This is a genomic window from Mesorhizobium sp. LNHC209A00 (assembly GCF_000502915.1).
Taxonomy (GTDB): Bacteria; Pseudomonadota; Alphaproteobacteria; order Rhizobiales; family Rhizobiaceae; genus Mesorhizobium.
In genome coordinates, this window is sequence record NZ_AYWT01000002.1 from 647288 (window position 1) to 672953 (window position 25666).

22 protein-coding genes and 1 tRNA gene are annotated in these 25666 nt (G+C 65.1%); 6 read left to right on the forward strand and 17 right to left on the reverse strand.

What is annotated here, in order from left to right:
• Positions 1 to 93: 93 nt before the first annotated feature.
• Together X739_RS159495 and X739_RS159490 are read right to left on the reverse strand one after the other, a co-directional pair.
• Complete coding sequence (locus tag X739_RS159495; protein ID WP_023772059.1) at positions 94 to 516, reverse strand: GtrA family protein; 423 nt, start codon at positions 514 to 516, stop codon at positions 94 to 96.
• Positions 513 to 1748, reverse strand: coding sequence for a glycosyltransferase family 2 protein (locus X739_RS159490; RefSeq protein WP_023772058.1), 1236 nt, complete (start codon positions 1746 to 1748; stop codon positions 513 to 515). Before X739_RS159490 ends, X739_RS159495 begins: the two co-directional genes overlap by 4 nt.
• 218 nt (positions 1749 to 1966) lie before the next feature.
• Between X739_RS159490 and gshB the strand changes: the two genes are divergently transcribed.
• The 3 genes from gshB to X739_RS159475 all read left to right on the forward strand — a co-directional run bounded on the left by gshB (position 1967) and on the right by X739_RS159475 (position 5566).
• Positions 1967 to 2908, forward strand: coding sequence for a glutathione synthase (gene gshB, locus X739_RS159485; RefSeq protein ID WP_023772057.1), 942 nt, complete (start codon positions 1967 to 1969; stop codon positions 2906 to 2908).
• A gap of 377 nt (positions 2909 to 3285) precedes the next feature.
• Positions 3286 to 3894, forward strand: coding sequence for a class I SAM-dependent methyltransferase (locus X739_RS159480; protein WP_023772056.1), 609 nt, complete (start codon positions 3286 to 3288; stop codon positions 3892 to 3894).
• Between the two features lie 139 nt (positions 3895 to 4033).
• Positions 4034 to 5566: a YifB family Mg chelatase-like AAA ATPase gene (locus X739_RS159475; RefSeq protein ID WP_023772055.1), complete on the forward strand. Its 1533-nt coding sequence runs from the start codon at positions 4034 to 4036 to the stop codon at positions 5564 to 5566.
• An 81-nt stretch (positions 5567 to 5647) separates the two neighbouring features.
• Here X739_RS159475 and X739_RS159470 read toward each other — a convergent pair whose 3' ends face one another.
• From X739_RS159470 to X739_RS159445, 6 genes are all read right to left on the reverse strand, one after another.
• Positions 5648 to 6268: a class I SAM-dependent methyltransferase gene (locus X739_RS159470; RefSeq protein ID WP_023772054.1), complete on the reverse strand. Its 621-nt coding sequence runs from the start codon at positions 6266 to 6268 to the stop codon at positions 5648 to 5650.
• Positions 6269 to 6446: 178 nt separating this feature from the next.
• Positions 6447 to 8615, reverse strand: coding sequence for a malate synthase G (locus tag X739_RS159465; protein ID WP_023772053.1), 2169 nt, complete (start codon positions 8613 to 8615; stop codon positions 6447 to 6449).
• Positions 8616 to 8751: 136 nt separating this feature from the next.
• Complete coding sequence (locus tag X739_RS159460) at positions 8752 to 10794, reverse strand: hydantoinase/oxoprolinase family protein (protein WP_023772052.1); 2043 nt, start codon at positions 10792 to 10794, stop codon at positions 8752 to 8754.
• Between the two features lie 189 nt (positions 10795 to 10983).
• On the reverse strand, positions 10984 to 11610 hold the full coding sequence (locus tag X739_RS159455) for a CDGSH iron-sulfur domain-containing protein (protein WP_023793313.1): 627 nt from the start codon (positions 11608 to 11610) through the stop codon (positions 10984 to 10986).
• Positions 11611 to 11783: 173 nt separating this feature from the next.
• Positions 11784 to 12155, reverse strand: a complete 372-nt coding sequence (locus X739_RS159450) for a hypothetical protein (RefSeq protein WP_023772050.1) — start codon at positions 12153 to 12155, stop codon at positions 11784 to 11786.
• Positions 12156 to 12273: 118 nt separating this feature from the next.
• Positions 12274 to 12510, reverse strand: coding sequence for a hypothetical protein (locus X739_RS159445; RefSeq protein WP_023772049.1), 237 nt, complete (start codon positions 12508 to 12510; stop codon positions 12274 to 12276).
• Between the two features lie 253 nt (positions 12511 to 12763).
• Here X739_RS159445 and X739_RS159440 point away from each other — a divergent pair, with 253 nt between their 5' ends.
• Positions 12764 to 14284 (forward strand): winged helix-turn-helix domain-containing tetratricopeptide repeat protein, encoded by a 1521-nt coding sequence (locus X739_RS159440; RefSeq protein ID WP_023793317.1) that lies wholly within the window; start codon positions 12764 to 12766, stop codon positions 14282 to 14284.
• Between the two features lie 32 nt (positions 14285 to 14316).
• Here X739_RS159440 and X739_RS159435 read toward each other — a convergent pair whose 3' ends face one another.
• Genes X739_RS159435 through cysK form a run of 3 tightly spaced genes read right to left on the reverse strand, consistent with a single transcriptional unit; the run spans position 14317 to position 17312 of the window.
• The gene (locus X739_RS159435) at positions 14317 to 14673 is read right to left on the reverse strand and encodes a hypothetical protein (RefSeq protein WP_023793319.1); all 357 of its coding nucleotides are present in this window, start codon (positions 14671 to 14673) and stop codon (positions 14317 to 14319) included.
• A 50-nt stretch (positions 14674 to 14723) separates the two neighbouring features.
• Positions 14724 to 16211, reverse strand: a complete 1488-nt coding sequence (locus X739_RS159430) for an aspartate aminotransferase family protein (RefSeq protein WP_023793321.1) — start codon at positions 16209 to 16211, stop codon at positions 14724 to 14726.
• A 12-nt stretch (positions 16212 to 16223) separates the two neighbouring features.
• A complete protein-coding gene (gene cysK, locus X739_RS159425) occupies positions 16224 to 17312 on the reverse strand; it encodes a cysteine synthase A (RefSeq protein WP_023793324.1) in 1089 nt (362 codons plus the stop codon).
• Between the two features lie 248 nt (positions 17313 to 17560).
• On the opposite strand from cysK, the gene X739_RS159420 reads away from it, so the two are divergent.
• Both X739_RS159420 and X739_RS23090 read left to right on the forward strand, forming a co-directional pair.
• Positions 17561 to 19519, forward strand: a complete 1959-nt coding sequence (locus X739_RS159420) for a BTAD domain-containing putative transcriptional regulator (protein WP_023793326.1) — start codon at positions 17561 to 17563, stop codon at positions 19517 to 19519.
• A gap of 95 nt (positions 19520 to 19614) precedes the next feature.
• A complete protein-coding gene (locus tag X739_RS23090) occupies positions 19615 to 19794 on the forward strand; it encodes a hypothetical protein (protein WP_032922059.1) in 180 nt (59 codons plus the stop codon).
• A 39-nt stretch (positions 19795 to 19833) separates the two neighbouring features.
• On the opposite strand, the gene X739_RS159415 is transcribed toward X739_RS23090, so the two are convergent.
• The 6 genes from X739_RS159415 to X739_RS159390 all read right to left on the reverse strand — a co-directional run bounded on the left by X739_RS159415 (position 19834) and on the right by X739_RS159390 (position 25604).
• Entirely contained in the window at positions 19834 to 20142 is a 309-nt protein-coding gene (locus X739_RS159415) for a UBP-type zinc finger domain-containing protein (RefSeq protein WP_015314705.1), read from the reverse strand.
• A gap of 69 nt (positions 20143 to 20211) precedes the next feature.
• Complete coding sequence (locus X739_RS159410) at positions 20212 to 21891, reverse strand: FAD-dependent oxidoreductase (RefSeq protein WP_023793329.1); 1680 nt, start codon at positions 21889 to 21891, stop codon at positions 20212 to 20214.
• A gap of 151 nt (positions 21892 to 22042) precedes the next feature.
• Positions 22043 to 22127: transfer RNA gene (locus X739_RS159405), tRNA-Leu, on the reverse strand.
• 73 nt (positions 22128 to 22200) lie between these two features.
• The gene (locus X739_RS159400) at positions 22201 to 22821 is read right to left on the reverse strand and encodes a 2,3-bisphosphoglycerate-dependent phosphoglycerate mutase (protein WP_023793331.1); all 621 of its coding nucleotides are present in this window, start codon (positions 22819 to 22821) and stop codon (positions 22201 to 22203) included.
• 87 nt (positions 22822 to 22908) lie between these two features.
• Positions 22909 to 23748 carry a 4-hydroxy-tetrahydrodipicolinate reductase gene (gene dapB / locus X739_RS159395; protein ID WP_023793333.1) on the reverse strand — a complete coding sequence of 280 codons (840 nt, stop codon included), beginning with the start codon at positions 23746 to 23748 and terminating at the stop codon, positions 22909 to 22911.
• On the reverse strand, positions 23745 to 25604 hold the full coding sequence (locus X739_RS159390) for an ABC transporter ATP-binding protein (RefSeq protein ID WP_023781978.1): 1860 nt from the start codon (positions 25602 to 25604) through the stop codon (positions 23745 to 23747). Before X739_RS159390 ends, dapB begins: the two co-directional genes overlap by 4 nt.
• Positions 25605 to 25666 lie beyond the last annotated feature (62 nt).

A 25666-nucleotide genomic window follows, 5' to 3' on the forward strand; every position in this document is an offset into this window, starting at 1 on the left:
GGCTAGTGCCTCTCGCTTCACAAAGCGTAAAGCACGGTGCGTCGCGGAGGCGCTGGACCACTCCTGGTCTTGGCTCGACCGGACGGACAACCGCTACACGGTGTTCCCGAGTTTGCCGTGGCCGCGCGCCGGAAACACCCACAGTCTCGAGACCACATAGCTGATGGTGCTTGTCACGGCCGTCGCCAGCGCCGACATGGCGACGGGCGACAGGCCGAAATGCGTCACCGCCACCTGCGAGACAAGGCCGGCAAAAGCGGCGCATCCGGCTTGCAGCGTAAGATAGCGCGGGAACGCGACCTTGTGATCGTGTTCCGCACCGAACGTCCAGCCCCGTTGCGCCCGATAAGCAATGACGAACGCCGTTGCATAAGCGATGGCACTGCCGGCGAACGGCGAAACGCCCAGCGAAACCAGCAGCCACGAGAGCGCGAAAAACAATCCCGCCGCACCGATGCCCACCACCATGAAGCGGAACGGGCGCGCATGGACAAGCGCCGGCAGCACGTCGGTCATTGCTGTTCGCTGGCCGGCGCTTCCTGGGAAAGGCCAGCTTTCAGTCGCTTGACCGGGATTTCCAGGACACCGAGCAGGAATGCCGAAAAGAAGGCCTGGAAGGAAATGACGATCAGGCTCAACCCGAGCACGACGATGCGTGGAATTTCGGAATCGGTTAGCGGGCCGAAATTGAGATGGGCCCAGCGCATGACGGCATAGAGGCAGAACAGGAAGCCGGCGGCAAAGCAAATGCCGGCATTGGCGGCGAGACGGTCGGTGCTGATGGTCCTGGTCAGCCAGTCCGACCCGCGGCTTCGCGGCAGGATGCCGGTAATTTCGGCATAGTATCGCGAAATGGCACCGAAGGTGATGAGCTGGATGCCGGTGACGATCATGAAACAGGCGGCGACGAAGGTGTTGAGATCGAGCGAAAGATTGTCGACCACCCGCAAGGGGCCGAACACCAGCAGCGCCGCGAACAGCGTGCCGAGGCCTGAAAGCACCGCGCCTGGAATGAAGAACATCCAGCGCGGATTGTAGACCAGCAGGAATTTGAGGTGCCGCCAGCCGTCGCGCCAGGTCCTGAGATGCGGCGGCCGGCCGCGGCCGTCGGGCTTGAGCGTGGTCGGCACTTCCTCGATACGCAGGCCGGCAAGCGCGCTGCGCACCACCATTTCGCTTGCGAATTCCATCCCGGTGGTCTGCAGATCGAGCTTCCTGATGCTGTCCGCGTTGAAGCCGCGCAGACCGCAGTGGAAATCCCCGGTCTTGATGCGGAAGAACAGGCGGCCGACGAAACTTAGCACCGGATTGCCGAGATAGCGGTGCAGGGGCGGCATGGCGCCAGCCTCTATGCCACCCCGGAAGCGGTTGCCCATGACCAGATCGGCGCCGCCGCGCAGCCGCGCCACGAATGCCTCCAGTGCACCGAAATCATAGCTGTCATCGGCGTCGCCCATGATGATGAAGCGACCCCTGGCGGCGGCGATGCCGCCCAGAAGCGCCGCGCCATAGCCCTTCTGCGCGACCGGGACGACACGAGCACCGCCCTGCGCGGCGATCTCCCGCGAGCCGTCGGTGCTGCCATTGTCTGATATCAGCACCTCGCCCGCTATGCCGGATTGGTCGAGAAACGCCCTGGCCTTGCCGATGCAGACGGCGAGCGTCTCGGCCTCGTTGAGGCATGGCATCAGGATGGTGAGTTCGAGCTGCTGGGTCGAGGCTGCGCGGACGGCAGTGAGCGCGTTCATGATCGTCGTTCCATCGGGTGCCCGGCGCTGCGTCAGGTCGGCCGCTGCATTCGGAGCTTACCGTCGCACGGCAAGGCTTAAGAAAGCGATGACGTCAGTCCTCGTCTTGTCTGCAACCGGCAGACGCGCCTTGCTGATCCCAATGTTCAAAACGTCGCGATTGGCAGAACGCGCCGCGACGCTTATATCGCTTGCGTCGACTACGCTGGGGACCTGCCATGAAGTTGAAAATCGCCGTCCAGATGGACCATGTCTCCACCGTGTCGATCGCCGGCGACACCTCGTTCGCCCTGTCGCTGGAGGCGCAGCGGCGCGGCCATCAGCTGTTCCACTACACGCCCGACCGGCTGTCGATGCGCGACGGCAAGGTGTTTGCCCGCGTCGAGGAGATGACGGTGCGCGACGAAAAGGGCAGCCACTATTCGCTGGGCGAAAAGGTGCGCACCGACTTGTCCGAAATGGACGTCGTCCTGCTGCGCCAGGACCCACCCTTCGACATGAACTACATCACCACGACCCACATCCTCGAGCGCATCCATCCAAAGACGCTGGTCGTCAACGACCCGGCCTGGGTGCGTAACAGCCCGGAAAAGATTTTCGTCACCGAGTTCCCGGACCTGATGCCGGATACGCTGATCACCAAGGATCCGCTCGAAGTCGCCGCCTTCCGCAAGGAGTTCGGCGACCTCATCGTCAAGCCGCTCTACGGGAATGGCGGCGCCGGCATCTTCCATATGCTGGAAGCCGACCGCAATCTCGCCTCGCTGCTCGAAATGTTCGGCCAGATGTTTCGCGAGCCCTATATCGTGCAGCGTTACCTGAAGGACGTGCGCAAGGGCGACAAACGCATCATTCTGATCGACGGCGAGCCGGTCGGCGCCATCAACAGGGTGCCGGCCGAGCACGATTCCCGCTCCAACATGCATGTCGGCGGCCGCGCCGAAAAGACCGAGTTGACGACACGCGAGCGAGAGATCTGTGCCCGCATCGGGCCGTCGCTGAAAGAGCGCGGCTTCATCCTGGTCGGCATCGACGTCATCGGCGACTACATGACCGAGATCAACGTCACCTCGCCGACCGGCGTGCGCGAGGTCAAGCGCTTCGGCGGCGCCGACATCGCCAGCCTGTTCTGGGATTGCGTGGAGGAAAAGCGGCAGTAGGCGCAAGCCTCTTTCACAGATCCTAATGAGGCAGCCGGTTGAGTATGGCAACGGCCAACGCTATCAGGCTGACAACCGTGCTGATGGCTGCGCCAATATCCAAAAAAAGCGGCGACGCCAAACGTCACCGCACATCCCTCGCCGTGACACCGGTCTAACGAAACGAAGAGCTAGATACCGAGCCCGACGATGAATGGCGGCACAACCGCCATTCCGCGATCATGCTTCGCGGCCCTGTTTTCCGTTTTCATTTTGTATTAACCATGTTCCGCTTTTGCAACCGGACGCCACCCGGCTGCAACCGGCGCAAACTGCCAGTTCGCGTGATGTTCTCGATTTGACCAAATCCGTCAGACACACACCGATGGGAGAACACGATGAAGATACCGGCAGAGGTTCTGGCCCAAAGCCGTCGGACGATAGAGTCGTATGAGGACTATGCGGTCCATTATGACGAGATCGTTGGGCATGTTCCTCACCCGAACGACAGGGCCGCGCTCGAGCGCGCCGCCGCGATCGCCGGAGCGGGCGGCCGCATCCTGGAAATCGGATCCGGCCCGGGCCGCGACGCGGACTTCCTGGAGGGCCTTGGGGTCGAGGTCCGGCGAACCGACGCCACGCGGCGCTTTCTCGAACTGCAGGCCGCGCGCGGCAAGGCAGGCGAACTCCTCGACGTGATCACCGACGAGCTTGGCGGTCCCTACGACGCGGTGGTGGCGCTCGCCGTGCTGATCCATGTGCCTCGCGACCAGATCGACCATGTTCTGGAGAAGATTGCGCGTTCGTCGCGCCAAGGCGGTGCCTTCGTCGTCTCGATGCGAGATGGTGACGGCGAAACGGGTGGCAAGTACCATACCGTCGACTGGCGTAGGGACGCCTTCGCGGCGCGCATCGAGGCCGCCTGCATGGAGCTTCTCAGCCACAGCTTCCGCATCGGTAGAAATGAGCAGGGCTGGAACACCTTCTTGGCGATGAGGCCGTCATGATCGGGCGCGAGCCATGCGTCTACTCTACTTTTGTTCCTGTAATGTTCTTGCCTTGGCCTGAAATCCGTGGTTGTCTTGCGTTGACGTCACTCGCGGCCCGTTCACAAGGGCAAGGGCGAGCCGGCATCGGGGGCAGACAATGGTGGCGCGGGTTCGTACGGTCGCTTTCCAGGGCATCGAGGCGGTGCCGGTCGATGTGCAGGTGATGATCGCGCCCGGCAAGGTCAACATGCATATCGTCGGCCTGCCAGACAAGGCGGTGGCGGAAAGCCGCGAGCGGGTGCAGGCGGCATTGCATGCGTCGGGCCTGTCGATGCCGTCGAAGAAGGTGACCGTCAACCTGGCGCCTGCCGATCTGCCGAAGGAAGGCAGCCACTACGATCTGCCGATCGCTCTCGGCTTGATGGCGGCCCTTGGCGCTATTCCGGGCGACATGCTGGCTGGCTATGTCGTGCTGGGCGAACTATCGCTCGACGGTACGATCACCGCCGTTGCCGGTGCCTTGCCGGCGGCAATCGGCGCCAATGGCGAAGGCAAAGGGCTGATCTGCCCCTTCGCTTGCGGGCCGGAAGCAGCCTGGGCAGGGCGGGAATTCGACATTCTCGCGCCGCGCAGCCTGATTGCGATCGCCAATCATTTCCGCGGCACGCAGGTGCTGTCGCGCCCGGAGGCCGGCATCCGCGCGGCGGCACGCGACCTGCCCGACCTTGCCGACATCAAGGGCCAGGAGACAGCGAAGCGGGCTCTGGAAGTGGCGGCCGGCGGCGGGCACAATCTGCTCATGATCGGTCCGCCAGGCTCAGGCAAATCGATGCTGGCGCAGCGCCTGCCGTCGATCCTGCCGCCGCTGGCGCCGAAGGAACTGCTCGAAGTCTCGATGATCGCCTCGGTGGCCGGCGAACTCGGCGAAGGCAAGCTGACCGACCGGCGGCCGTTCCGCGCCCCGCACCATTCGGCCTCGATGGCGGCGATGGTGGGCGGCGGCCTGCGCGCGCGGCCGGGCGAGGTGTCGCTTGCCCATCACGGCGTGCTGTTCCTCGACGAGTTTCCCGAATTCACGCCGCAGACACTCGATGCGCTGCGCCAGCCGCTTGAAACCGGCGACTGCATGATCGCACGGGCCAACCATCGCGTCACCTATCCGGCCCGCATCCAGCTAGTGGCGGCAATGAACCCGTGCCGCTGCGGCATGGCCGGCGAACCGGGTTATCGCTGCCTGCGCGGCGACCGTTGCCGCACCGATTACCAGGCGCGTATTTCAGGTCCGCTGCTCGACCGCATCGATCTCAGGATCGAAGTGCCGGCGGTCTCGGCCAGCGACCTGATCCGGCCCGACCGGGCGGAAAAGAGCGCCGACGTGGCGCTGCGGGTGGCGCGTGCCCGCACCATTCAGCGTGAGCGTTTCGAGCGGCTCGGCGTCAACAGCGCCACCACCAACGCGCATTGTTCTCCAGCCGTCATCGAAACGATCGCCATGCCGGACGCCGCCGGCCTGTCGCTGCTCAAGGATGCCAGCGAAAAACTCGCCTTTTCGGCGCGGGCCTACCACCGGGTGCTCAAAGTGGCGCGCACGCTCGCCGATCTCGACGCCAGCGAAGCTGTCGGCCGCATCCATCTGGCCGAAGCAATTTCCTATCGCATGAGTTCGGAGCGCGTGGCGCAGGCGGCGTAGGGCCTGCCCGCGGCAGCACACGCATGCACCCCACCTTCACGGCGCCCGTCAATGAAGCTGTCAACAGCCGGTCCGCCTTGCCTATCGCAAGGTCGAGATGAAATGCAGGCGACGGTCGAAAAACACGCTGGCCGGGAACGGATAGAGCGACAGCTTCTCACGCCAGGTGCGGGGTGTGATACCCGCGGCGGCAAAAACGGCGTCCCACTCCGCCTTGGAGAGATAGTTGTAAGGCAGGCGGACATTGTGCCCCTTGTTGCCCACCCAATCCATGAAACGAAGCGTCTGGTAGGCCGCGAAGCCTTCGCGCAGGTGATCCTTGATGACAACGCCCTTGCGCGCCACGCGGGCCGCCTCGCGCACGAGATGGCCCGGGTGGTCGGCATGATGCAGTACATCGACGATCGTCACCCAGTCATAGGAGCCATTCGCGGCGGGAATGGTGCCGCCATCGAACAGTTCGACCGGGATATGGGTTTGCGGCCTGATCAGCACGTCAATGCCGCGAAACGTCAGCCCCGGCTTTTTTTCCATGATCGCCTTGGCGATGGAGCCGTCGCCGCAGCCAAGATCGAGAACGGTGCCGGCCGGGCCCAGTTCGTCGGCCAGCCGCTGACACAGGATGCGCACGCGGCGCTGGAAAACCGCCCGGTCATGGACGGAATTCAACAGTTTCTTTTCGATCGCCATCGTGTTGGCCATGCCAATGCTCCGCAGCCTTCCAGCCAACACTAGCTGAAAAAAGCAAAGGAACCGTATCCAGCCATAAGAGCCTGCCGCCTTCGGCACGACATTGCCGCTGGGCTGACGCCGCCGTCTTCGCCGACGCGGACCGGCGACATCCAGTCGGCGCTCCAAACCCTTTCAACGCGACATCGTCCTACCCTTGATGGGCCTTCAGCTCCAGCCGCCGCTTGTGCAGCACCGGCTCGGTGTAGCCGTTGGGCTGGCTTGTTCCCTTGAACACCAGGTCGCAGGCGGCCTGGAAGGCGATCGACTTTTCGAAGTCGGCGGCCATCGGCCGGTAGAGCGGGTCGCCGACGTTCTGCAGATCGACGATTGCCGCCATGCGCCGCAAGGAATCCATCACCTGGATTTCCGAGCAGACCTTATGGCGCAGCCAGTTGGCGATGTGCTGCGAGGAGATGCGCAGCGTGGCGCGGTCTTCCATCAGCCCGACATCGTTGATGTCGGGAACCTTGGAGCAGCCGACGCCCTGGTCGATCCAGCGCACGACATAGCCCAGAATGCCTTGCGCGTTGTTGTCGAGTTCGCGCTGGATCTCGTCGGGCGTCCAGTTGGGCCGCACGGCCACCGGCACCGACAATACGTCGTCGAGCTTCGCCTTCGGGCGGGTCCTCAGCGCGGCCTGAACCGCATGGACATCGACCTTGTGATAGTGCGTGGCGTGCAGCGTCGCCGCCGTTGGCGACGGTACCCAGGCGGTGTTGGCGCCGGCCCTGGGGTGGGCGATCTTCTCGGCCAGCATCGCGGCCATCAAATCGGGCATCGCCCACATGCCCTTGCCGATCTGGGCATGACCGGCGAGCCCGCATTCCAAGCCCGTGTCGACGTTCCAGGCCTCATATGCGGAAATCCAGGCGGCCTGCTTCATGTCACCCTTGCGGATCATCGGGCCGGCTTCCATCGAGGTGTGGATCTCGTCGCCGGTGCGGTCGAGGAAGCCGGTGTTGATGAACACCACGCGCTCCTTTGCGGCGCGGATCGCTTCCTTGAGGTTGATTGTGGTGCGCCGCTCCTCGTCCATGATGCCCATCTTGATGGTGTTCTGGGCCATGCCGAGCAGGGCTTCGACACGGTCGAACATCTCGACGGCGAAGGCGACCTCCTCCGGGCCATGCATCTTGGGTTTCACGACATACATCGAGCCGGCGCGGGAGTTCATCCGCCGTCCTTTCGGCCCGACATCGTGCAGCGCGATCAGGGCCGTCATCGCCGCGTCCATGATGCCTTCCGGCACCTCGTTGCCGTCGCGGTCCAGGATCGCTGGATTGGTCATCAGGTGGCCGACATTGCGCACCAGCATCAACGAGCGGCCAGGCACGGTCACCGTGCCGCCGGCTGGGGCGATGTAGGCGCGGTCGGGGTTGAGCTTGCGGACGAAACTCTTGCCGCCCTTGCTGATTTCTTCGGCGAGATCGCCCTTCATCAGGCCGAGCCAATTGCGGTAGACGACGACCTTGTCCTCGGCATCCACGGCCGCGACCGAATCCTCGCAGTCCTGGATGGTGGTCAGCGCCGATTCCAGGATGACGTCGGCAATGCCAGCCGGATCGGTGCGGCCGATCTGGTTGTCGCGGTCGATGACGATCTCGACATGCAGCCCGTTTTTCACCAGGAGCACGGCTTGCGGATTGGCGGCGTCGCCGCGATAGCCGACGAATTGCCTGGGATCGGCCAGCGTCGTCGAGCCGGCGCCGGCGCTGAGCTTCAGGGCGCCGTTGGCGACCGACAGGCCGTTGACCCCTGCCCATTTTGCGGAGGTGAGCGGCACGGACTGGTCGAGAAAATCCTTGGCCCAGGCGATGACCTTGGCGCCGCGCGCCGGGTTGAAGCCCTTGCGCTTCTCGGCGCCATCCGTTTCGGGGATGGCGTCCGTGCCATAGAGCGCGTCATAGAGCGAGCCCCAGCGTGCATTGGCGGCGTTGAGCGCATAGCGCGCGTTCATCACCGGCACCACCAGCTGCGGTCCGGCCACGACCGCGATTTCCGGGTCGACATTGTCGGTCGAGACGCTGAAGGCCGGCCCTTCCGGCACGAGATAACCGATCACCTTCAGGAACGCCTTGTAGGCGTCCATGTCGATGGGCGCGCCATTGTCGCGATACCAACCATCGAGCTTTTCCTGCATGGCATCGCGTTTTGCCAGCAGCGCCCGGTTCTTGGGTGCCAGATCATGGATGATGACCGAGAACCCGTCCCAGAAACGCGCCGCTTCGATGCCGAGGCCGGGCAAAGCCTGGTCGACGACGAAGTCATGCAGCTCGCGGGCAATGCGCAATCCGGCGATCTCGATGCGATCGGTCATCAGGCTACTCCAGATGAAAGGCGTTGCGGGGCGTTTGGCATGTCAGGGGGTGCAGGGTCAATTCAGCTTAGGGTGAAGGTGGGGCATTTTGGGCGGTTAGCCAATCTTCCCGACGAGGGGGAGATGGCTCTTCTCCTCACACCGCTATCCTCGGCCTGCCCGAGGCCACCGCCACGATATGCGCTTCGATGAACATGCGCTGCGCTTCGACAGTCGAGACCCGGAACTCCGTCGCCACGTCGATCTCGGCACTGTCGGTGCCGGCATCAAGAGCCCGCTGGGCGACAATCGCCCGCACATCGGCCTCGGCGGCCGCGATCGCCGCCGTCTCGTCGAGGAAATCGCGCACCGTCTCACCCGAGGCAAGCCGGAACAGGCCTTCCGTGGGCTGGCTGACGCGGGCCTCCGCCGAAACCCTGACCTGGCCGACGACGGCGCCAAGCGCGTTGGCGACGTCGGTATCCCGGGGCACGACGCAGTCATTGCCGACCAAGGGCGCCAGGCCGGCATAGTGCAGCGGCGCCGAAGCGCCGAGCCCGATGACCGGCCGGTCGAGCGCGACGCTGAGGCGGGCGATGCCGGGGTGGGCATCGACGGCGCGCTGCACCAGCGCATGCGCCACCGTCGCCGCGCCGTCGAGCCCGTCCTCGGCAAAAGCGGTCTCCAGGATGTATTCGGCCGACCAGCGCGTCAGGGTCAAGAGCACCCGTTCCGAGATCGCTTCCGCGGAGGCCGCGATCGCCTGGCCCCGGCCATCGCGCCTGCGGGCGAACAGTTCGGCGCCAAGCCGGGCGGCGGCGGCATCCCAGTTCGCCTGTTTGCAAAGCACGTGCGCGGCGTCCGACGGGGTGAAGCCCGAGATATGCACCAGCCCGCGCGAGACCAGGCGGTTCAGCGTGGCATTCTGGGCATTCGAGGTCAGCAGCCTGTCGAGGGCAAGCGGCGTCGCGCCGAGTGCTTCGTAGAGCTTTGCCTCCGGGGCGGTCAGCCCCGCGGCGAGCCTGTCCGGCACGCCGGTGCGGACCGCGAAGCGGCCGTCCATGCGGCCTGTGTTGGGCGCGCGCAACTGGCGTTCGAGTTCCGCGGTCACCGCCTCGCCATGCGCCATGCCGGACAGCGCCAGCGGCACCAGGCGGCGCGGCCCGAGCAGAATTTTCGGATTGAGCGCGCCATCCTCCAGCATCACTTCGGAATCGCCGCCGAGGCCGAAAGTGCGCATCGCGACCGCCTCGACCATGGTGCGGAAACCACCGACGGTGGCGCCTTCCGGATCGAGCCGCGGCCGGCCGCCATCGAGGACCGCCACGTCGGTGGTGGTGCCGCCAATGTCGGAGACCACCGCGTTGTCGAACCCGGTCATGTGGCGGGCGCCGACCAGGCTGGCGGCGGGACCGGAGAGGATCGTCTCGATCGGCCGCTGGCGGGCAAACGCCGCCGAAACCAGTGCGCCATCGCCGCGCACCACCATCAAAGGAGCGGCGATGTTGCGGGCCTGAAGGAACCCCTCGGTCGCCGCCACCAGCCGGTCGATCATCGAGATCAGCCTGGCATTGAGCAGCGTCGTGAGCGCCCGGCGCGGACCGCCGAGCTTGGCCGATAGCTCATGGCTCGCCGTGACCGGCAGGCCGGTCCTGTCGCGGATCAGCTCGCGGGCGGCGATCTCGTGCGCCGGGTTGCGGGTGGCGAAATAGGCACATACGGCAAAGCCGGACACCGACACGCCGAGTTCCGGCAGCATCGCCTCCAATCCGGACAGGTCGAGCTTGGCGGCGCTGCCGTGCACATCATGGCCGCCCGCACAAAACACCACCGGGTCGGTGCCGAGTGCCGTCTTCAAACCGTCGCGGGCAAGATCGGCCTCGGAAAAGCCGATCATGACCAGCGCCACGCGGCCGCCCTGGCCCTCGACCAGCGCATTGGTGGCGAGCGTCGTCGACATCGAGACCAGTTTGATGTCGGCCGGATTGGTGCCCGCCTTTTCCAGGACCGCATCGACGGCGCCCGAAATGCCGACGGCCAGATCATGCCGCGTGGTCAGCGCCTTGGCCTTGGCCAGCACCTTGCCCTTGTTCGGCCCCTCCCGCGGACCTTCGGTCTCGGACCACAACACGGCATCGGTGTAGGTGCCACCGGTGTCGATGCCGAGGAAGAGAGGGGCGGGCTTGGTCTTGGCGGTCATTTTGGGCGAAAGTCCGGGCAGATTGTTTGGTTGCCTGCCCTTAGCCGATGCCGGCTTGCGGATAAAGCCGGGAGAGATGGGCCAAGGGACGCGGCACTGGCGCGGTGGAGAACATATTGAAAGGTTGGCAAGAGGCGCCCCCTCTGTCCCGCGGGACATCTCCCCCCGAGAGGGAGATTGGCTACCCACCTATCCCACGAACCCAACCTTCTTATGGCTGCCGTCGCAGAACGGCTTGTTGGCCGAGTGGCCGCAGCGGCACAGGAAGACCTTCGTGGTGCGGTCGACCGTGTGGCCGGTGCCGGTAACGATCTCGACATTGCCTTCGAGCTTGAGCGGGCCGTTCGTGGTCGGCATCGCCCGCAGCGGGCCGTCGCGGACCTCCAGCGCCGGCGTGTCCTTCAGCGCCGGTTCTCCGGTGGCGGCAAAGCCCGCCTTGATATGGCTGTTGTCGCAGAACGGCTTGTTCTGCGAGGCGCCGCAGCGGCAAAGTGTGGCGCGGAAAAACGTCTCGGCACCAAGCACGATCTCGGCATGCACCGCCAGCGGGCCGTTTTCGCGCAGCCGCACGGTGTTGACCACGGGCGGCTTTTCCCGCGGGCCGCCATCCTTGCGCGCATAGGTGATGGCGCCCGAGGGGCAGTTCTCGGCCAGCGCGACGATCTTCTCGACGCTGGCCGCATCGGGATGGATCCATTGGCCCGGCGCATTGGGCACAAAGACATGCGGGTCGCCGAGCACGCAATTGCGCGAGTGGATGCAGCGCTTGCCGGAAAACCCGACGTCGATTTTTTCACCCTCGACCGTGCCGGCCATCGCGATGCTCCTGTTGCCTGGAGTACGCCGCGTCTGAATGCACAGGCGCGGCGTGCCCTTGGTATGGTCTTGGTTCCATGCATGTCGTTGCGCCAAAGCCGCGAACCGGTTTTGGGCGGCATGCATGGCCAAGCTATGGCTCGAACAGGAAAACCGTCAAGCTGGCAAACCGGTCAGGGGACCAGATCGATCTCCTCGGTCTCGCCGCCGCTGCAGGTGTAGCAGCAATCCTCGCATTTTTCCTTGTTGCCGGGACCGACGCCCCAATAGGTACCCTCATCGCCATCGACCCAGGCCCCGTAGCAGATCGATTCGCCTTCGTTGCAGGATATCGGCAACGACTTGGTCTCGCCGTCGTCGAGATAGAAATCCTTGCCATCGCCCGGCCAGACATAGTCGCGGTCCTGGCTATAGAGTTCGAGGCGCATCGCGTTGGGATGGCTGTTCTTGACAGCGAAGGTGACGTCGCCGGCATGGGCGGCTGGTACAAACAGGACGGCAAGCGAAAACGCGGCGGCGAGCCGGCGCGCGGATGTGAAGGACATGGAAACCCCCGATGTAGAATCGGCCCCCACGGCCGATGCAGGATCATGACATGACGCGGGCGGATGCTAAAGGCACGATGCTCGGCAATCCCCTCCAAATCGTCGCGGCATTTTCGCCTTAGCGCTGCCAGAATGGCAGTTTGGCGATCTCTGCTTCGACCTGTCGTGTCGTCATGCCGATGTCATCGATCAAATGCGGGCTGACCTCCGATAGTCGCTTGAGGTCCCAGCGAAAGCGTGTCCGCTCGCGCCAGCTTGCCACCATGCTTCGCAGGGAGCGCGGATGCGACGATCGTTGGACGGGCACACCCGGCCGCACTGCCCGATGCTGGATCGATGTGATTGTACTGTTCATGGCAACCTCCATTGGGGCAACCTCCATTGGGTTTGGGGGTCCGACACCGTCGCGAACCGTGGACCTCACCCGGAAAGAGATTGAATTCTGCAGGATATGAGCGGCGCCGTAATTAAGCCCTCCCAAATAGTTCTCAAAAGTTCCAAACTTGCGATAACTCTTTGTTTTGACGCCACTCTCGGGGAGAGCTAGCCACGCGTTTCCCGGCAAAACCGCTTCGCACTTTTCCCGGAATTGCTCTATAGATGCGCCCATGCAGGGAGAGCGCTTCGCCTTTGGTCCGTTCGTGCTTGATCCGGGCGCGGGAACGCTGCTTAGGAACGACGATCCCGTGGCCGTCGGCTATCGGGGGCTGAAGTTGCTTGCGGCGCTCGTCGCAAAACCCGGCGAAATCCTGGGAAAAGCCGAACTGATGGACGCGGCGTGGCCCGGCACGGCCGTCGAGGAAGGCAACCTCACCGTCCAGATCGCGCAGTTGCGCAAGCTGCTCGGCCCGCCAGGCATTGTGGGTGAAGGAGGCGGGGAATGGATCACGACCGTTCCGCGCGTCGGCTATCGCTTCACGGGGGCCGTCGAACAGCTCGCCGGCGCCAAGCCAAAACCCTTGCCGCTGCCGGACAAGCCTTCCATAGCGGTGCTGCCCTTCGTCAATTTTAGCAACGATGCCGGGCAGGACTCTTTCTGCGACGGCTTGACCGAAGACCTGATCACCGACCTGTCGAGGATCTCCGGCCTGTTTGTCATCGCGCGCAATTCGACTTTCGCCTACAAAGGAAAGGCAATGGACGTGCGCGAGATCGCCAGGGAACTCGGCGTTCGTTATCTGTTGGAGGGCAGCGCGCGGCGCGATGCGGGGCGGGTACGCATCAACGCGCAGCTGGTCGACGCGGCGAGCGGCGACCATCTATGGGCGGAACGTTTCGACCGCGGCCTGGACGATATCTTTGCCGTCCAGGACGAGGTGACCGCCAAGATCGTGGAGGCATTGCTTGGCCGGCTGCGCGCGCCGCCGCCACGCAACCGGCCCACCAATCTCGACGCCTACGACTTGTGCGTGCGGGCGCGCAAGCTGATCGATGATTCGCCGCAGACCGCACGGGAAGCGCATCTGATGTTGACGCGCGCGGTTGCGCTCGATCCCCACTACGCGGAGGCCTATCGCTGGCTTGCCATGAACCACTGGATGGGATGGGTGCATTGGGGCGAGCCGATCGACCCTAACCGCCGCATTGCCCTGGAGCTGGCGCGCAAGGCGGTCGCGATCGATCTCAACGATGCAGGATGCCACTGGGTGCTCGGCAATTTGCTTGCCTATGAGCATAAGTTCGCGGAGTCGGATGCCGAATTCGCCAGGGCGTTCGAACTCGACCCGAACGAGGCCGATGCCTGGGCGACATTGTCCGATATAACGACCCTGGCCGGGCGGGTCGAGGAGGCCCTGGAGCAAATCCGCAAGGCGTTCCGGCTGAACCCGTTTCCACCGAGCTGGTACTACCTGACGCTCGGCCAGGCGCAATACGCGGCGCGCGACTACGCAGCCGCCGTCGAGACGCTGCGCCGGGACGAGACTTACCGCACGAGCTCACGCCGCTTCCTTGCGGCAAGCCTTGCGCAACTTGGTCGGCTCGAGGAGGCGCGCACGGAGGTAGAACTGTTCCTCGTCGGCAACCCGCATTTCACGACCCGGCATTGGGTCTGGACGGAGCCCTTCCGCGACGACGCGACGCGCGAGCACTTCGTCGATGGCTTTCGCAAGGCCGGCCTTCCGGACTGACGCACCGGGTTGGCTTCTGCACCGAAGCGCCGCTACGGCACAAGGTCGATGGTTTCGGTCGTGTGCTCCACGCAGATGAAGCAGCAGGTATCGCAAGGCTGGTCGTTGTCTGGCCCGACGCCGGCGGAAATCTTGTCATTGCCATCGACCCAGGCGCCGTAGCAGATGCGTTCGCCCTGGTTGCAGGAGATCGGCACTGATTTCCGCGAGCCGGGATCGACGAGGAACACCTTGTCGTTGCCCGGCCAGACGGTTTCGCGATCGCGGCTGAACAGCTCGACCGCGACCCCCTCCTTGCGCAGGTTCTTGACGAAAAAGGCCATGTCGGCGGCCTTGGCCGAGTTGGCCAGGACCAGTGCCGCCAGCGCAAGCATGCGAAACAGCGTCACCGCCGACCTCCCTCGAATCATCGCGGGCAGGTTCGCACGGCGGCCGGAAACTAGGAAGACACGTGGCCCTGTGCCGTGATCTCATGCCCGAGCCTCACCAGTTCACGCACCAGCAGATCGAGATCGTCGCGTCGGGTGCGATGGTTGGTGATCGCCACACGCAGCCAATGCCCGCCATGCACGGTGGTGTCGGAGAGCGCCGCGATGCCTTGCTCCTGCAACCGCAGCATGATCTCGGTGTTGAGCGCCTTCAGCGCTTCGCCCGCCAACCCGGGCTGGTAGCGGAAGCAGACGATGTTGATGGTCGGCGCTGCCGCCAGTTCCAGCGAAGGCTCGGCCTCGATCAACCCGGCCAGATAGGAGACCTGCGCGATGTTCTGGTCGATCAGGCGGCCGAACTTTTCGACACCATGTTCCTTCAGCGCCATCCACACTTTCAAGGCGCGAAAGCCGCGCGACGTCTGCAGACCATAATCGTGTAGCCATTCGCCGGAAGCGAGGCCGCGTGGTGTCGATTCCAGATATTCCGGCGTCACCGCGAATGTCCGGCGGTGCGCGGCGGCGTCCCTGACCAGGGCACAGCCTACCTCGAAGGGCGAATGCAGCCATTTGTGGGGATCGAGCGCGACCGAATCGGCCCATTCGATGCCGGTGACGCGGTGGGCATTTTGCGGGGCGATGGCGATCAGCGCGCCGATGCAGCCATCGACATGGAACCAAAGGCCTTCCTCGTGAGCGAGTTTGGCAAGCGCCCGGAGGTCGTCGATCGCCCCAGTGTTGACCGTGCCGGCATTGCCGATGACGCAGGCCGGCTTGAACCCGGCTGCCCGGTCCTCGACGATCGCCGCGCGCAAGGCCGATATGTCGATCCGTAGTCCGGCATCCGTCGGGATTCGGCGCAGCGCCCGATTGCCCAGGCCCAGCGCTTCCATCGCCTTGCGGTGGCAGGAATGGATCTGGTCCGAGCCATAAAAGCGCAGCGGCTTCTCGATCGCGGCGACGCCGTGCTCGCGCACGTCGATGCCGGCCTTGACGTTGCGCGCCACCGTCAGCCCGATGATGTTGGCCATCGAGCCGCCGCTGACCAGCGTGCCGGAGGCCGAGGCCGGAAAGCCCAGCATCTGCTTGCACCAGTTCACCACCTGGCCGTCCATCAGCCCGGCGGCATGGTTGCCGCCGCCCAGGTTGGAGCCCTGGATCGCCGCGAGGAAATCGCCGAGCGCGCCGGTGAAGTTGCTGGACCCCATGTACCACGACCAGAAGCGCGGATGGATGTTGCCCATGGGATAGGACATAACGGTGCGGGAGACCTCTCCGTACACGACGGCAAGCGGTGCCGGCGAGCGCGGCAGGGGTGCGGTGAAAAGATCCCGCACCTCGCCGGGCATTTCCCGCCAAACCGGGCGCTCGCGCACCTCACGCAGGTAGTCCACCGCATCGTCGATGATTTGATGCGAGAAGGCCTGCAAACCGGCCCAGTCGGCGGGGTCAAGCGTTTCCTCGGCCGACACGCCAAGGCTTTCCTGCGCGATGTCCATGACAGCCTCCCGTCAAGCCGCCGGAAACTGGCAGCCGGGCGTCGAGCGCGACAGGGCCATTTCGTCGGCGTCCATCTCGGCCTCGATGCCGTCAAACAGCGGTGTCGACATGTAGCGCTCGCCTGTGTCAGGCAGCATGCATAGGATCACCGATCCGGGTGGCGCCTTCTCCGCGACCTGACGCGCCACGGCGAAGGTGGCGCCGCCGGAAATGCCGGTGAAGATTCCTTCCTTCTGGGCCAGCGCCCGAGCCCATTTGATGCCTTCTGGCCCGGCGATCGGCATCACCTCGTCATAGAGGCTGGCGTCGATCGCCTCCTGCAGCACGTTGGGGACGAAGTCCGGCGTCCAGCCCTGGATCGGATGCGGCTCGAAGGCCGGATGGCTGGCGGCGGGGGCGCCGCCGGCCCCGCGCTGCTGCGCCTTGCCGCTGCCGATCAGTTGCGCATTGGCCGGCTCGGAGAGCACGATGCGGACATCGGGCCGTTCCCGGCGCAAGACGCGCGCCACGCCGACGACGGTGCCGCCAGTGCCATAGCCGCTGACGAAGCAGTCGAGCCGGGAGCTTGCGAAATCGTTTAGGATTTCGCGCGCGGTCGTTGCTTCATGGATGGCGGCATTGGCGGCGGTCTCGAACTGGCGGGCAAGGAACCAGCCATTGGCCTCGGCCAGTTCGATCGCTTTCTTGTACATGCCAAAACCTTTTTCGGCGCGTGGCGTCAGCACCACCTTGGCGCCCAGCATGCGCATGAGTTTGCGGCGCTCGACCGAAAAGCTGTCGGCCATGGTGACGACGAGCGGATAGCCTTTCTGCGCACAGACCATGGCGAGGCCAATGCCGGTGTTGCCGCTGGTTGCCTCGACCACGGTCTGGCCCGGCTTCAGCGCGCCGCTGCGCTCGCCCTCTTCGATGATGTTGAGCGCCAGCCGATCCTTCACCGAGGCGCCAGGGTTGAAGAACTCGGCCTTGACGAAGATGGTCGCATGCGCCGGCGCGAGATTGTTGATGCGCACCACCGGCGTGTCGCCGACGGTGTCCAGAATGCTATCGAACAGGCGGCCGCGCCCTGCGGTGCTCCTGATGCTTTGTGTGTTCAACATCGTTGATCTCCTCGATCGTGTTGATCTTCACGGGCCGGTTACAAACCGGCGGCCTAGGCGGCGAGGTTTCGAGACCTTGCCGCGCTAACACTGACGTTCCAGCGATGCGGCAAGGACCGCTGCCGGCACGAGATTCGCCGCCGGATGCGCCGTGTCATGTTTGGTGCTAGAGCAAGGGCCGGCAGGCCAGCGTGGGAGCAGGCGTGGAAACGGACGTGGAATCCGCAGCGTCGAGGCAGGACAGCGGCATGCCGTGCCTGTCGGTGCGGCTGCTCGGGCCGCTGGCGATCACCCGTAACGGCGTGCCAACGGCGTTGCCGGCCTCGCGCAAGCTGCGAGCGCTGCTTGCCTACCTCGTGCTGGCGCCACATCCGGTGGGGCGCAGCCGCCTGTGCGAACTTCTGTGGGACGTGCCCAACGATCCGCGAGGCGAACTGCGCTGGTGCCTGAGCAAGTTGCGCAGCGCTCTCGACACGCCGGACCGGCGCCGTGTCCGCACGCAGGACGATACGGTCGCGCTCGATCTCGGCGCCTGCCTTGTCGATGCGTTGGAGGTCAGCCGCGCCGGCTTCGAAGGCATCGCAACGCTTGGTGTCGAGCGCCTGCAGGCGCTGGCGAAATTGTTCGCCGGCGAGTTCCTTGACGGCCTGGAGCTATCGCGAAGCCCGCTTTTCAACAGCTGGCTGACGGCACAACGCCGTCGCTTCGGTGCCTGGCACGTGGCCGTGCTGGAAAGGCTCGTCGAAACCTTGCCGGCGGATTGCGACGAAGCCGTCGCTCATCTCGACAGATGGCTGGAACTGTCGCCGTTCGAGGAGCGCGCGCACCGGGCGCTGCTGGCCAGTCTGGCGCGGCGTGGCGCCGTCGGCGCGGCCGAGCAACATCTGGCGGCGGCCGAGCAGCTGTTCGGGTCGGAAGACCTGGATTTCGCGCCTCTGCGCGCGGCCTGGCATGCGATCCGCGAGCGGCGGCCGGCCGCCTTGTCCATGGTATCGCAGCCGGTGGCCGGGCCGACCGTCGCCGAGACCACCAAGCCGAGCCACGCTTCGCTGGCGGTGATGCCGTTTGCCGGAGAGACGCGCGGCGGACCGGCCGACGGTTTCACGCACGATATCATCACCCGTCTCGCCAAGCTGCGGGATTTCTTCGTCATCGCGCGCGGATCGGTGTTTGCGCTGGCCGAGGAAGCCATCGCGCCCGAGGAGGCGGGCCGCCGGCTGAATGTCGACTATGTGGCCACCGGCGCGGTGCGCAACCCGGCCGGCCGCCTGATCGTCAGCGTCGAACTGGTCGAGGTGCGTACTGCCAGGATCGTCTGGGCCGAGACTTTCGAGTGCCGTCCGGACGACATCTTCGCCGTGCTCGACGACATTGGGGACAGCATCGTGTCGTCGATCTCGGCCGAGATCGAAACCGTCGAGCGCAACCGCGCCCTGCTCAAGGCGCCCAACTCGCTCAACGCCTGGGAGGCCTATCATCGCGGCCTCTGGCACATGTACCGTTTCACACAGGCCGAGAACGAAACGGCGCGGCACTTCTTTGCCAGGGCTCTGCAACTCGATCCGACCTTTGCCCGCGCCTATGCCGGCCTGTCCTTTACTCATTGGCAGAACGCCTTCCAGCGCTGGGGCGACCGCGACCGGGAAAGCGCGCTCGCCTTCGAGAGCGCCGGCCAGAGCCTGCTGGTCGATGATCACAATCCGGCCGCGCACTGGGCCATGGGCCGCGCGCTGTGGCTGCGCGGCGAACAGGACGGCTCGCTCAGCGAACTGGAACAGGCGGTCAAACTCAGCCCCAATTTCGCGCTCGGCCATTACGCGCTGTCCTTCGTCCATTCGCAGTCGGGCGACCCGCAGGCGGCGATCGGCTCTTCCGATCATTCGCGCCATCTCAGCCCTTTCGATCCGCTGCTGTTCGGCATGCTGGGGGCGCGGGCCATGGCGCATGTCCGGCTTGGCCAGTTCGAGGAGGCGGCTGGATGGGCGCTGAAGGCAGCGGCCCGGCCCAACGCGCACGCCATCATCCTGGCGATCGCGGCACATTGCCTGGCGCTGGCGGGGCGCCTCGACGAGGCGCGCGCCTTTGCCGCCGGCATCCGCAAGACGTTGCCGGACTACCGCGCCGACGATTTCATCGCCACGTTCCGCTTCGAGCCGGATGCCGAGGCGTTGTTTCGGCAAGGCGCCAGGCGGATCGGGCTCGGCTGAACCCGTCCTTGAATAGCTGCGTTAACGAAGTCGGAAGGACTTGCTTAACCGTTAGGGCCTATGTGACCTCGCGGGGGATCCATGGCAAAGTGAGTATGATGAGCGACAGCCCCGACAAGCGCAGCGAATGGCGCGCCATCCTTCATGTACAGGCCCGCATCGCCGTGCTGTTCGTTCCGGTCGTGGCCAGCCTGCTGCTTATTGCAGCCCTTGCCGGCAACGATCGCAAATCCGTTCCGGATGTCGACCGGACCGTCACGGGCTCGGTGCGATAAAGCAGGCCGAACCGGCTTTTCCCCGGCTCTGGGAAACACTCAATAGAAGCGCGGGATCGGGCCGTTCTGCGGGGTCGTGCGGTCGCCGAGGTCGAGAAAGACCTCGTCGACATAGCACCAGCCCCAGCCTTCCGGCGGGTCGTAGCCCTCTATGACGGGATGGCTGGTGGCATGAAAATGCTTGGTGGCGTGGCGGTTTGGGGAGTCGTCGCAGCAGCCGACGTGACCGCAGGTGCGGCAGAGCCGCAGATGCACCCACCACGAACCGCTCTTCAGGCACTCCTCGCAGCCGAGCGCGCTCGGCGTCACGTCCTTGATCCCAGCGGCGTGTTTGCATTCATCCGCCATCACACTCTCCCGACCTATCTCTCATTTGAAGCATGATCTTTTCCGAAAACCGGTTCCTACTTTGCGGGATCATACGTGAGGCGCGTCGGCCTGGCTGCCGTCCCGCGCAAGAAATGCATGCAACGCCGCCACCACCTGGGCGCCCTCGCCGACAGCCGCCGCGACGCGTTTGACCGAGCCGGAGCGCACGTCGCCGATGGCGAACACGCCGCTGCGGCTGGTCTCCATCACGCCATGCGCCGATGCTATGTCCGATCCGGTGCGGATGAAACCCCTGGCATCCAGCGCCACGTCGGATTGGGCGAGCCAATCGGTGTTCGGGTCGGCGCCGATGAACAGGAAGAGATGGCGGATCGGCCGCGTCGTCGAGGCGCCGCTCGAGCGGTCGCGCCAGCGTACCGTGGCAAGATTGCCGTCCTCGCCGTCCAGCGCCTCGATTTCGGCGCCGGTCAGCACCTCGATGTTCGGCTGCGCCCTGATGCGCTCGACGAGGTAACGCGACATCGAGGCCTCGAGGCTGCCGCCACGGGCCAGCAGCACCACTTTCCTGACCTGGCTGGCCAGATAGACGGCCGCCTGGCCGGCCGAATTGCCGGCGCCAACCAGCGCCACTTCCTGGCCGCCGCAAAGCCGTGCTTCGATGGGCGAGGCCCAATAATGCACGCAGGTGCCCTCGAACTCGGCGAGATTGGCGACATCGAGGCGGCGATAGCGCGCGCCGCTGGCAATCACCACCGAGCGGGTGCGCACCGTCTCGCCGTCGCCGACCGCAAGCTGGTAACGCGCACCGTCGGTGGCGGCACCGAGCAGCTTCACCTCGTCGGGGATGACCATCTCGACGCCGAATTTCTGCGCCTGGTTGTAGGCGCGCGCCATCAACGCCATGCCGGTAATGCCCGTGGGGAAGCCGAGATAATTCTCGATGCGCGCCGAAGCGCCGGCCTGGCCGCCGAAGGCACGGCAGTCGAGCACGATGGTCGACAGCCCTTCCGAGGCCGCGTAGACCGCCGCCGCCAGACCGGCCGGCCCGGCGCCAACGATAGCGACGTCATAGATCTTGCTGGCGTCGACCGGCCTTAGCAGGCCGATGCAGCGGGCGAGGTCTTTCTCCGCCGGATTGAGCAGCAGCCTGCCGTTCGGGCACAGCACAACCGGCAGATGGTGGGGATCGACATGGAAGTGCTCGAACAGGGTTTTCGCGCAAGGATCGGTTTTGGAATCGAGCACGCGGTGGGGCTGGCCGCTGCGGGCGAGAAAGCCTTGCAGGCGAAGGACGTCGCCATTATCGGCAGGTCCGACGATGATGGGACCAATCGTGCCGCTCTCGAGCAGCCCGACGCGGCGCAGGATCAGCGACCGCATGATGCGCTCGCCGAGATTGGCCTCCTGCACCATCAGGTCGCGCAGCCGCCGCGACGAGATGACGAACGCCTCGACCGGCTCGGCCGCCTGCGCATTGACCAGCGAGGGATGGGCCGAAAGCTGCGCCAGCTCGCCGGCGAAGTTGCCGGGCCCATGGGTGACGATCGTCTCGCGCCGGCCAAATTTGCCGTCCTGGGTGATATCTACCTTGCCCGCCAGGACGACGATCAGCCCCGGGGACACATCGCCGGCCTCGAAAATGTGCTCGCCGGCGGCATAGGTGCTGGCCTCACCGAACCGGCGCATGCGCTCGATGTCCGCCTCGGCGAGGACGGGAAAGGCCTGGTCGCGGCGGGCGCCGAAGATCGCGGTGCTGGATTGAGACATGGTTGCGAGCGTAGCGAAGGGGGCGCGCGGTTTGAAGCGGTTTGTTCGTGGACTGGCCAGGAGGGCAGGTCATCGCGCAAGAAAAAAGCCCGGACGAACCGGGCTTTTTCTCAGGGTTTCTGAACCGGTCGAATGGTTCGAAACTGGAATTTGGTGCCCAGAAGAGGACTCGAACCTCCACTCCTTGCGGAACACGGACCTGAACCGTGCGCGTCTACCAATTCCGCCATCTGGGCTGGTGCGGGCTCAATAAGCGGGCAAGCGATTGCTGTCAACGCGCTTTTTTAAACCCGCTGCTCGCTTGCCGGCTTAGCCTTCCAGCACTTCCTTCGAAGCCACGGTCGAATCGGCATTGAGCTGGTAGATCACCGGCACGCCGGTGCCGAGTTCCAGCTTGACGATCTCCTCGCCCGACTTGCCGTCCAGCGCCATGATCAGCGCGCGCAGCGAATTGCCGTGCGCGGCGACCAGCACCGTGCCGCCGCGCAGCACATGAGGTTGCAGATCGTGCAGGTAATAGGGCCAGACGCGGGCGCCGGTGTCCTTCAGGCTTTCGCCGGCGGGCGGCGGCACATCATAGGAGCGGCGCCAGACATGCACCTGCTCCTCGCCCCATTTCTGGCGCGCGTCGTCCTTGTTGAGGCCGGAGAGGTCGCCATAGTCGCGCTCGTTCAGCGCCTGGTCGCGAATGGTCCGCAAGTCGCTCTGGCCGACGGCGTCGAGAATGTGCTGGCAGGTTTTTTGCGCCCGGATCAGCGCCGAGGTGAAGGCGATGTCGAACTTCAGGCCGCGCGTCTTGAGTTTTTGGCCGGCGGCCTTGGCCTCGGCATGGCCCTGCTCCGTCAGGTCGACGTCGCGCCAGCCGGTGAACAGGTTCTTCAGGTTCCATTCGCTCTGGCCGTGGCGCACGAGCACGAGGGTTCTCGACATTTTTGCTCCTCTGGGGTCTGAGCATTCCAGGAAAAGTGTGTAACGGTTTTCCGTCCTGCGTAAGAACGAAGATGGTTCAGGGTCGTTTCAGGCAAGCCCAAGCACGTCCCGCATTGAATACAGTCCCGGCTTCTGGCCATGCGCCCAAAGTGCGGCCTTGACGGCACCGCGGGCAAAGATCGCGCGGTCCTCGGCGTGGTGCGATAGCGTGATGCGCTCGCCGGTGCCGGCCAGGATCACGCTGTGGTCGCCGACCACCGAGCCGCCGCGCAGCGTGGCAAAACCGATCGAGCCGGTTTGTCGCACACCCGTATGGCCGTCGCGTGAACGCACATCATTTCCGGCCAGTGCAATGCCGCGCCCGGCGGCGGCCGCTTCGCCGAGCAGAAGCGCCGTGCCCGAAGGCGCGTCGACCTTGTGCCTGTGGTGCATTTCGAGGATCTCGATGTCGAAATCATCGGCATCGAGCGCGCGTGCCGCCTGTTCGACCAGCACCGCCAGCAGATTGACGCCGAGGCTCATATTGCCCGACTTGACGATGGTCGCGTGGCGCGCCGCGGCAGCGATTTTCGCGTTGTCGTCGGCCGAACAGCCTGTCGTGCCGATGACATGGACGATGCGCGCCTGCGCCGCGTAACCGGCGAACTCGACCGTCGAGGCCGGGGTGGTGAAATCGAGCACGCCGTCGGCCCTCGCGAAGACCGGCAACGGATCGCTGCCGATCGCCACGTCGATGCGGCCGACGCCGGCGAGTTCGCCTGCATCCTTGCCCAGGTGAGGCGAATCCGGGCGCTCGACCGCGCCGATGACGCAGGCGCCCGGAATGGCGTGGATGGCGCGGATCAGCGTCTGGCCCATGCGGCCGGCGGCGCCGACCACCACAAGGCCCATATCGCTGGCCGGCTTGCCTGATGTTGTCTCGCTCATGCCGTGCTCCCGGCGATGTTCTGGGTCTCTAGTTCCTGAACCGACGTCTCGACCGGGGCGCTGTCGTCGACAAGCCCCAGGCCCTTGACGCCCTGTATCCGGTGGAAACGGGCATAGACGCTGTGCGGATCGGCCATCAGCGAGGCGTGCGTGCCCTCTTCGACCAGATGGCCCTGTTCCAGCACGATGATGTGGTCGGCATTGACCACGGTGGACAGGCGGTGCGCGATGACGATGGTTGTGCGCCCTTCCATGACCTTGGTGAGCGCCTGCTGGACGCGCGCTTCCGCCTCGTTGTCGAGCGCCGATGTCGCCTCGTCGAGCAGCAGGATCGGTGCCTGGCGCACGATGGCGCGGGCGATCGACACGCGCTGGCGCTGGCCGCCGGACAGCGTGGCGCCATTCTCGCCCACCGGCGTGTCATAACCTTGCGGCTGCTGGCGGATGAACTCGTCGGCCGCGGCCAGTCGCGCGGCTTGCTCGATCTCGGCATCGGTGGCCGAGGGGCGGCCATAGCGGATGTTGTCGCGGATGGTGCCTTCGAACAGGTAGGGCGCCTGCGAAACATAGGCTATCGAGCCGCGCAGCGACTGTTTGGTGACCTTGGAAATGTCCTGGCCATCGATCTCGATCGCGCCGCTCTCGACGTCGTAGAAGCGCTGCAGCAGCGCTACCAGCGTGGTCTTGCCGGCACCGGACGCGCCGATGACGGCGGTCATCTTGCCGGCCGCGGCGACAAAGCTGAGGTCCTGAAGGACAGGCGCCTCCTCGACATAGCGGAAGGACACGTTGTTGAAGCGCACTTCGCCCGTGGTGAAGTTTGCCTTGGTGGCGCCAGGCGCGTCACCCTGCTTCGGCTCGAGGTCGAGCAGCTCGTAGATCATGCGTGCATTGACCAGCGCCCGTTCCATGCCGACCTGCATGCGTGCCAGGCGGCGCGCCGGATCATAGGCCAGGATCAGCGCGGTGATGAACGAGAAGACCGCGCCCGGCGGCTGCCCGAGAACCAGAGCCCGGTAACCGGAATAGGCGATGACGGAAGTGACGGCGAAGCCGGCCAGCATGTCGGAAATCGGCGACAGCCGTTCGGATACGCGGGCAATCTTGTTCGAGCGCTGTTCGGCGTCGCTGGCGAGCTTGCCGATGCGGCCGGACAGTTCGTCCTCCATGGTGAAGGCCTTGACGATGGCGATGCCTTGCGTGGCCTCCTGAACGGCGCCGATCAGGCGCGAATTGATCAGCACGGATTCGCGGGTTATGCGCCGCACGCGACGGGTGAGGTAGACGACGGCCCAGATCAGCGGCGGGCCGATCAGCAGCGAACTGAGCGACAGGACCGGATCCTGGTAGACCATGACGCCGAGCAGGCCGATCAGCGTCACCGCGTCGCGGGTGATCGAGGTCAGCGTCAACGACAGGAGGTCGCGAATGCCGCCGACGTTTTCGTTGACCTGCGCCGCCAGCCGGCCCGAACGCGTGTCGTTGAAGAAGCCGACGCCGAGCTTCATCAGGTGATCGAAGATGCGCTTCTGGTAGCGCGCCACCAGATTGTTGCCGATCTTGGCCAGCGCCACCGCCTGGCCATAGCCGGCAAAGCCGCGCAGCAGGAAGGCCGCCATGAAGCCGGCGCAGATCCACACGATCGCGTCGCCACGCCGTTCGTAGAAGATCTGGTTGACCATCGGGGCCATGATCCAGGCCGTGAAGGCGGTCGTGCCCGAAACGATCAGCGAGCAGGTGATGACCATCACATAGGTCCAGCGATAGTCACGGCTGTTCTCAGCGAGAATGCGGCGCAGCACCGCTGTGACCTCGCCGGGCCTGGCTTTCAGCTTGTTTGGAGTTTGAAGTGTCAAATCAGAGGGCTTTGTCGGTTTCCGCGTCCCGTGGCCGGGCAATTCGGCCCCCCTATTATTAA

Bases quoted from the DNA above. Each gene is read 5' to 3' on its own strand.
- X739_RS159460 (WP_023772052.1), bottom strand. From the start codon at position 10,794: ATGACCGCCAAGACCAAGCCCGCCCCTCTCTTCCTCGGCATCGACACC.
- X739_RS159470 (WP_023772054.1), bottom strand. From the start codon at position 6,268: ATGGCCAACACGATGGCGATCGAAAAGAAACTGTTGAATTCCGTCCAT.
- dapB (WP_023793333.1), bottom strand. From the start codon at position 23,748: ATGAGCGAGACAACATCAGGCAAGCCGGCCAGCGATATGGGCCTTGTG.
- X739_RS159455 (WP_023793313.1), bottom strand. From the start codon at position 11,610: ATGGCCGGCACGGTCGAGGGTGAAAAAATCGACGTCGGGTTTTCCGGC.
- X739_RS159495 (WP_023772059.1), bottom strand. From the start codon at position 516: ATGACCGACGTGCTGCCGGCGCTTGTCCATGCGCGCCCGTTCCGCTTC.
- X739_RS159430 (WP_023793321.1), bottom strand. From the start codon at position 16,211: ATGGACATCGCGCAGGAAAGCCTTGGCGTGTCGGCCGAGGAAACGCTT.
- X739_RS23090 (WP_032922059.1), top strand. From the start codon at position 19,615: ATGATGAGCGACAGCCCCGACAAGCGCAGCGAATGGCGCGCCATCCTT.
- X739_RS159400 (WP_023793331.1), bottom strand. From the start codon at position 22,821: ATGTCGAGAACCCTCGTGCTCGTGCGCCACGGCCAGAGCGAATGGAAC.
- X739_RS159465 (WP_023772053.1), bottom strand. From the start codon at position 8,615: ATGACCGATCGCATCGAGATCGCCGGATTGCGCATTGCCCGCGAGCTG.
- X739_RS159475 (WP_023772055.1), top strand. From the start codon at position 4,034: ATGGTGGCGCGGGTTCGTACGGTCGCTTTCCAGGGCATCGAGGCGGTG.
- X739_RS159410 (WP_023793329.1), bottom strand. From the start codon at position 21,891: ATGTCTCAATCCAGCACCGCGATCTTCGGCGCCCGCCGCGACCAGGCC.
- X739_RS159445 (WP_023772049.1), bottom strand. From the start codon at position 12,510: ATGAACAGTACAATCACATCGATCCAGCATCGGGCAGTGCGGCCGGGT.
- X739_RS159420 (WP_023793326.1), top strand. From the start codon at position 17,561: ATGCCGTGCCTGTCGGTGCGGCTGCTCGGGCCGCTGGCGATCACCCGT.
- X739_RS159450 (WP_023772050.1), bottom strand. From the start codon at position 12,155: ATGTCCTTCACATCCGCGCGCCGGCTCGCCGCCGCGTTTTCGCTTGCC.
- cysK (WP_023793324.1), bottom strand. From the start codon at position 17,312: ATGTTGAACACACAAAGCATCAGGAGCACCGCAGGGCGCGGCCGCCTG.
- X739_RS159415 (WP_015314705.1), bottom strand. From the start codon at position 20,142: ATGGCGGATGAATGCAAACACGCCGCTGGGATCAAGGACGTGACGCCG.
- X739_RS159490 (WP_023772058.1), bottom strand. From the start codon at position 1,748: ATGAACGCGCTCACTGCCGTCCGCGCAGCCTCGACCCAGCAGCTCGAA.
- X739_RS159480 (WP_023772056.1), top strand. From the start codon at position 3,286: ATGAAGATACCGGCAGAGGTTCTGGCCCAAAGCCGTCGGACGATAGAG.
- gshB (WP_023772057.1), top strand. From the start codon at position 1,967: ATGAAGTTGAAAATCGCCGTCCAGATGGACCATGTCTCCACCGTGTCG.
- X739_RS159440 (WP_023793317.1), top strand. From the start codon at position 12,764: ATGCAGGGAGAGCGCTTCGCCTTTGGTCCGTTCGTGCTTGATCCGGGC.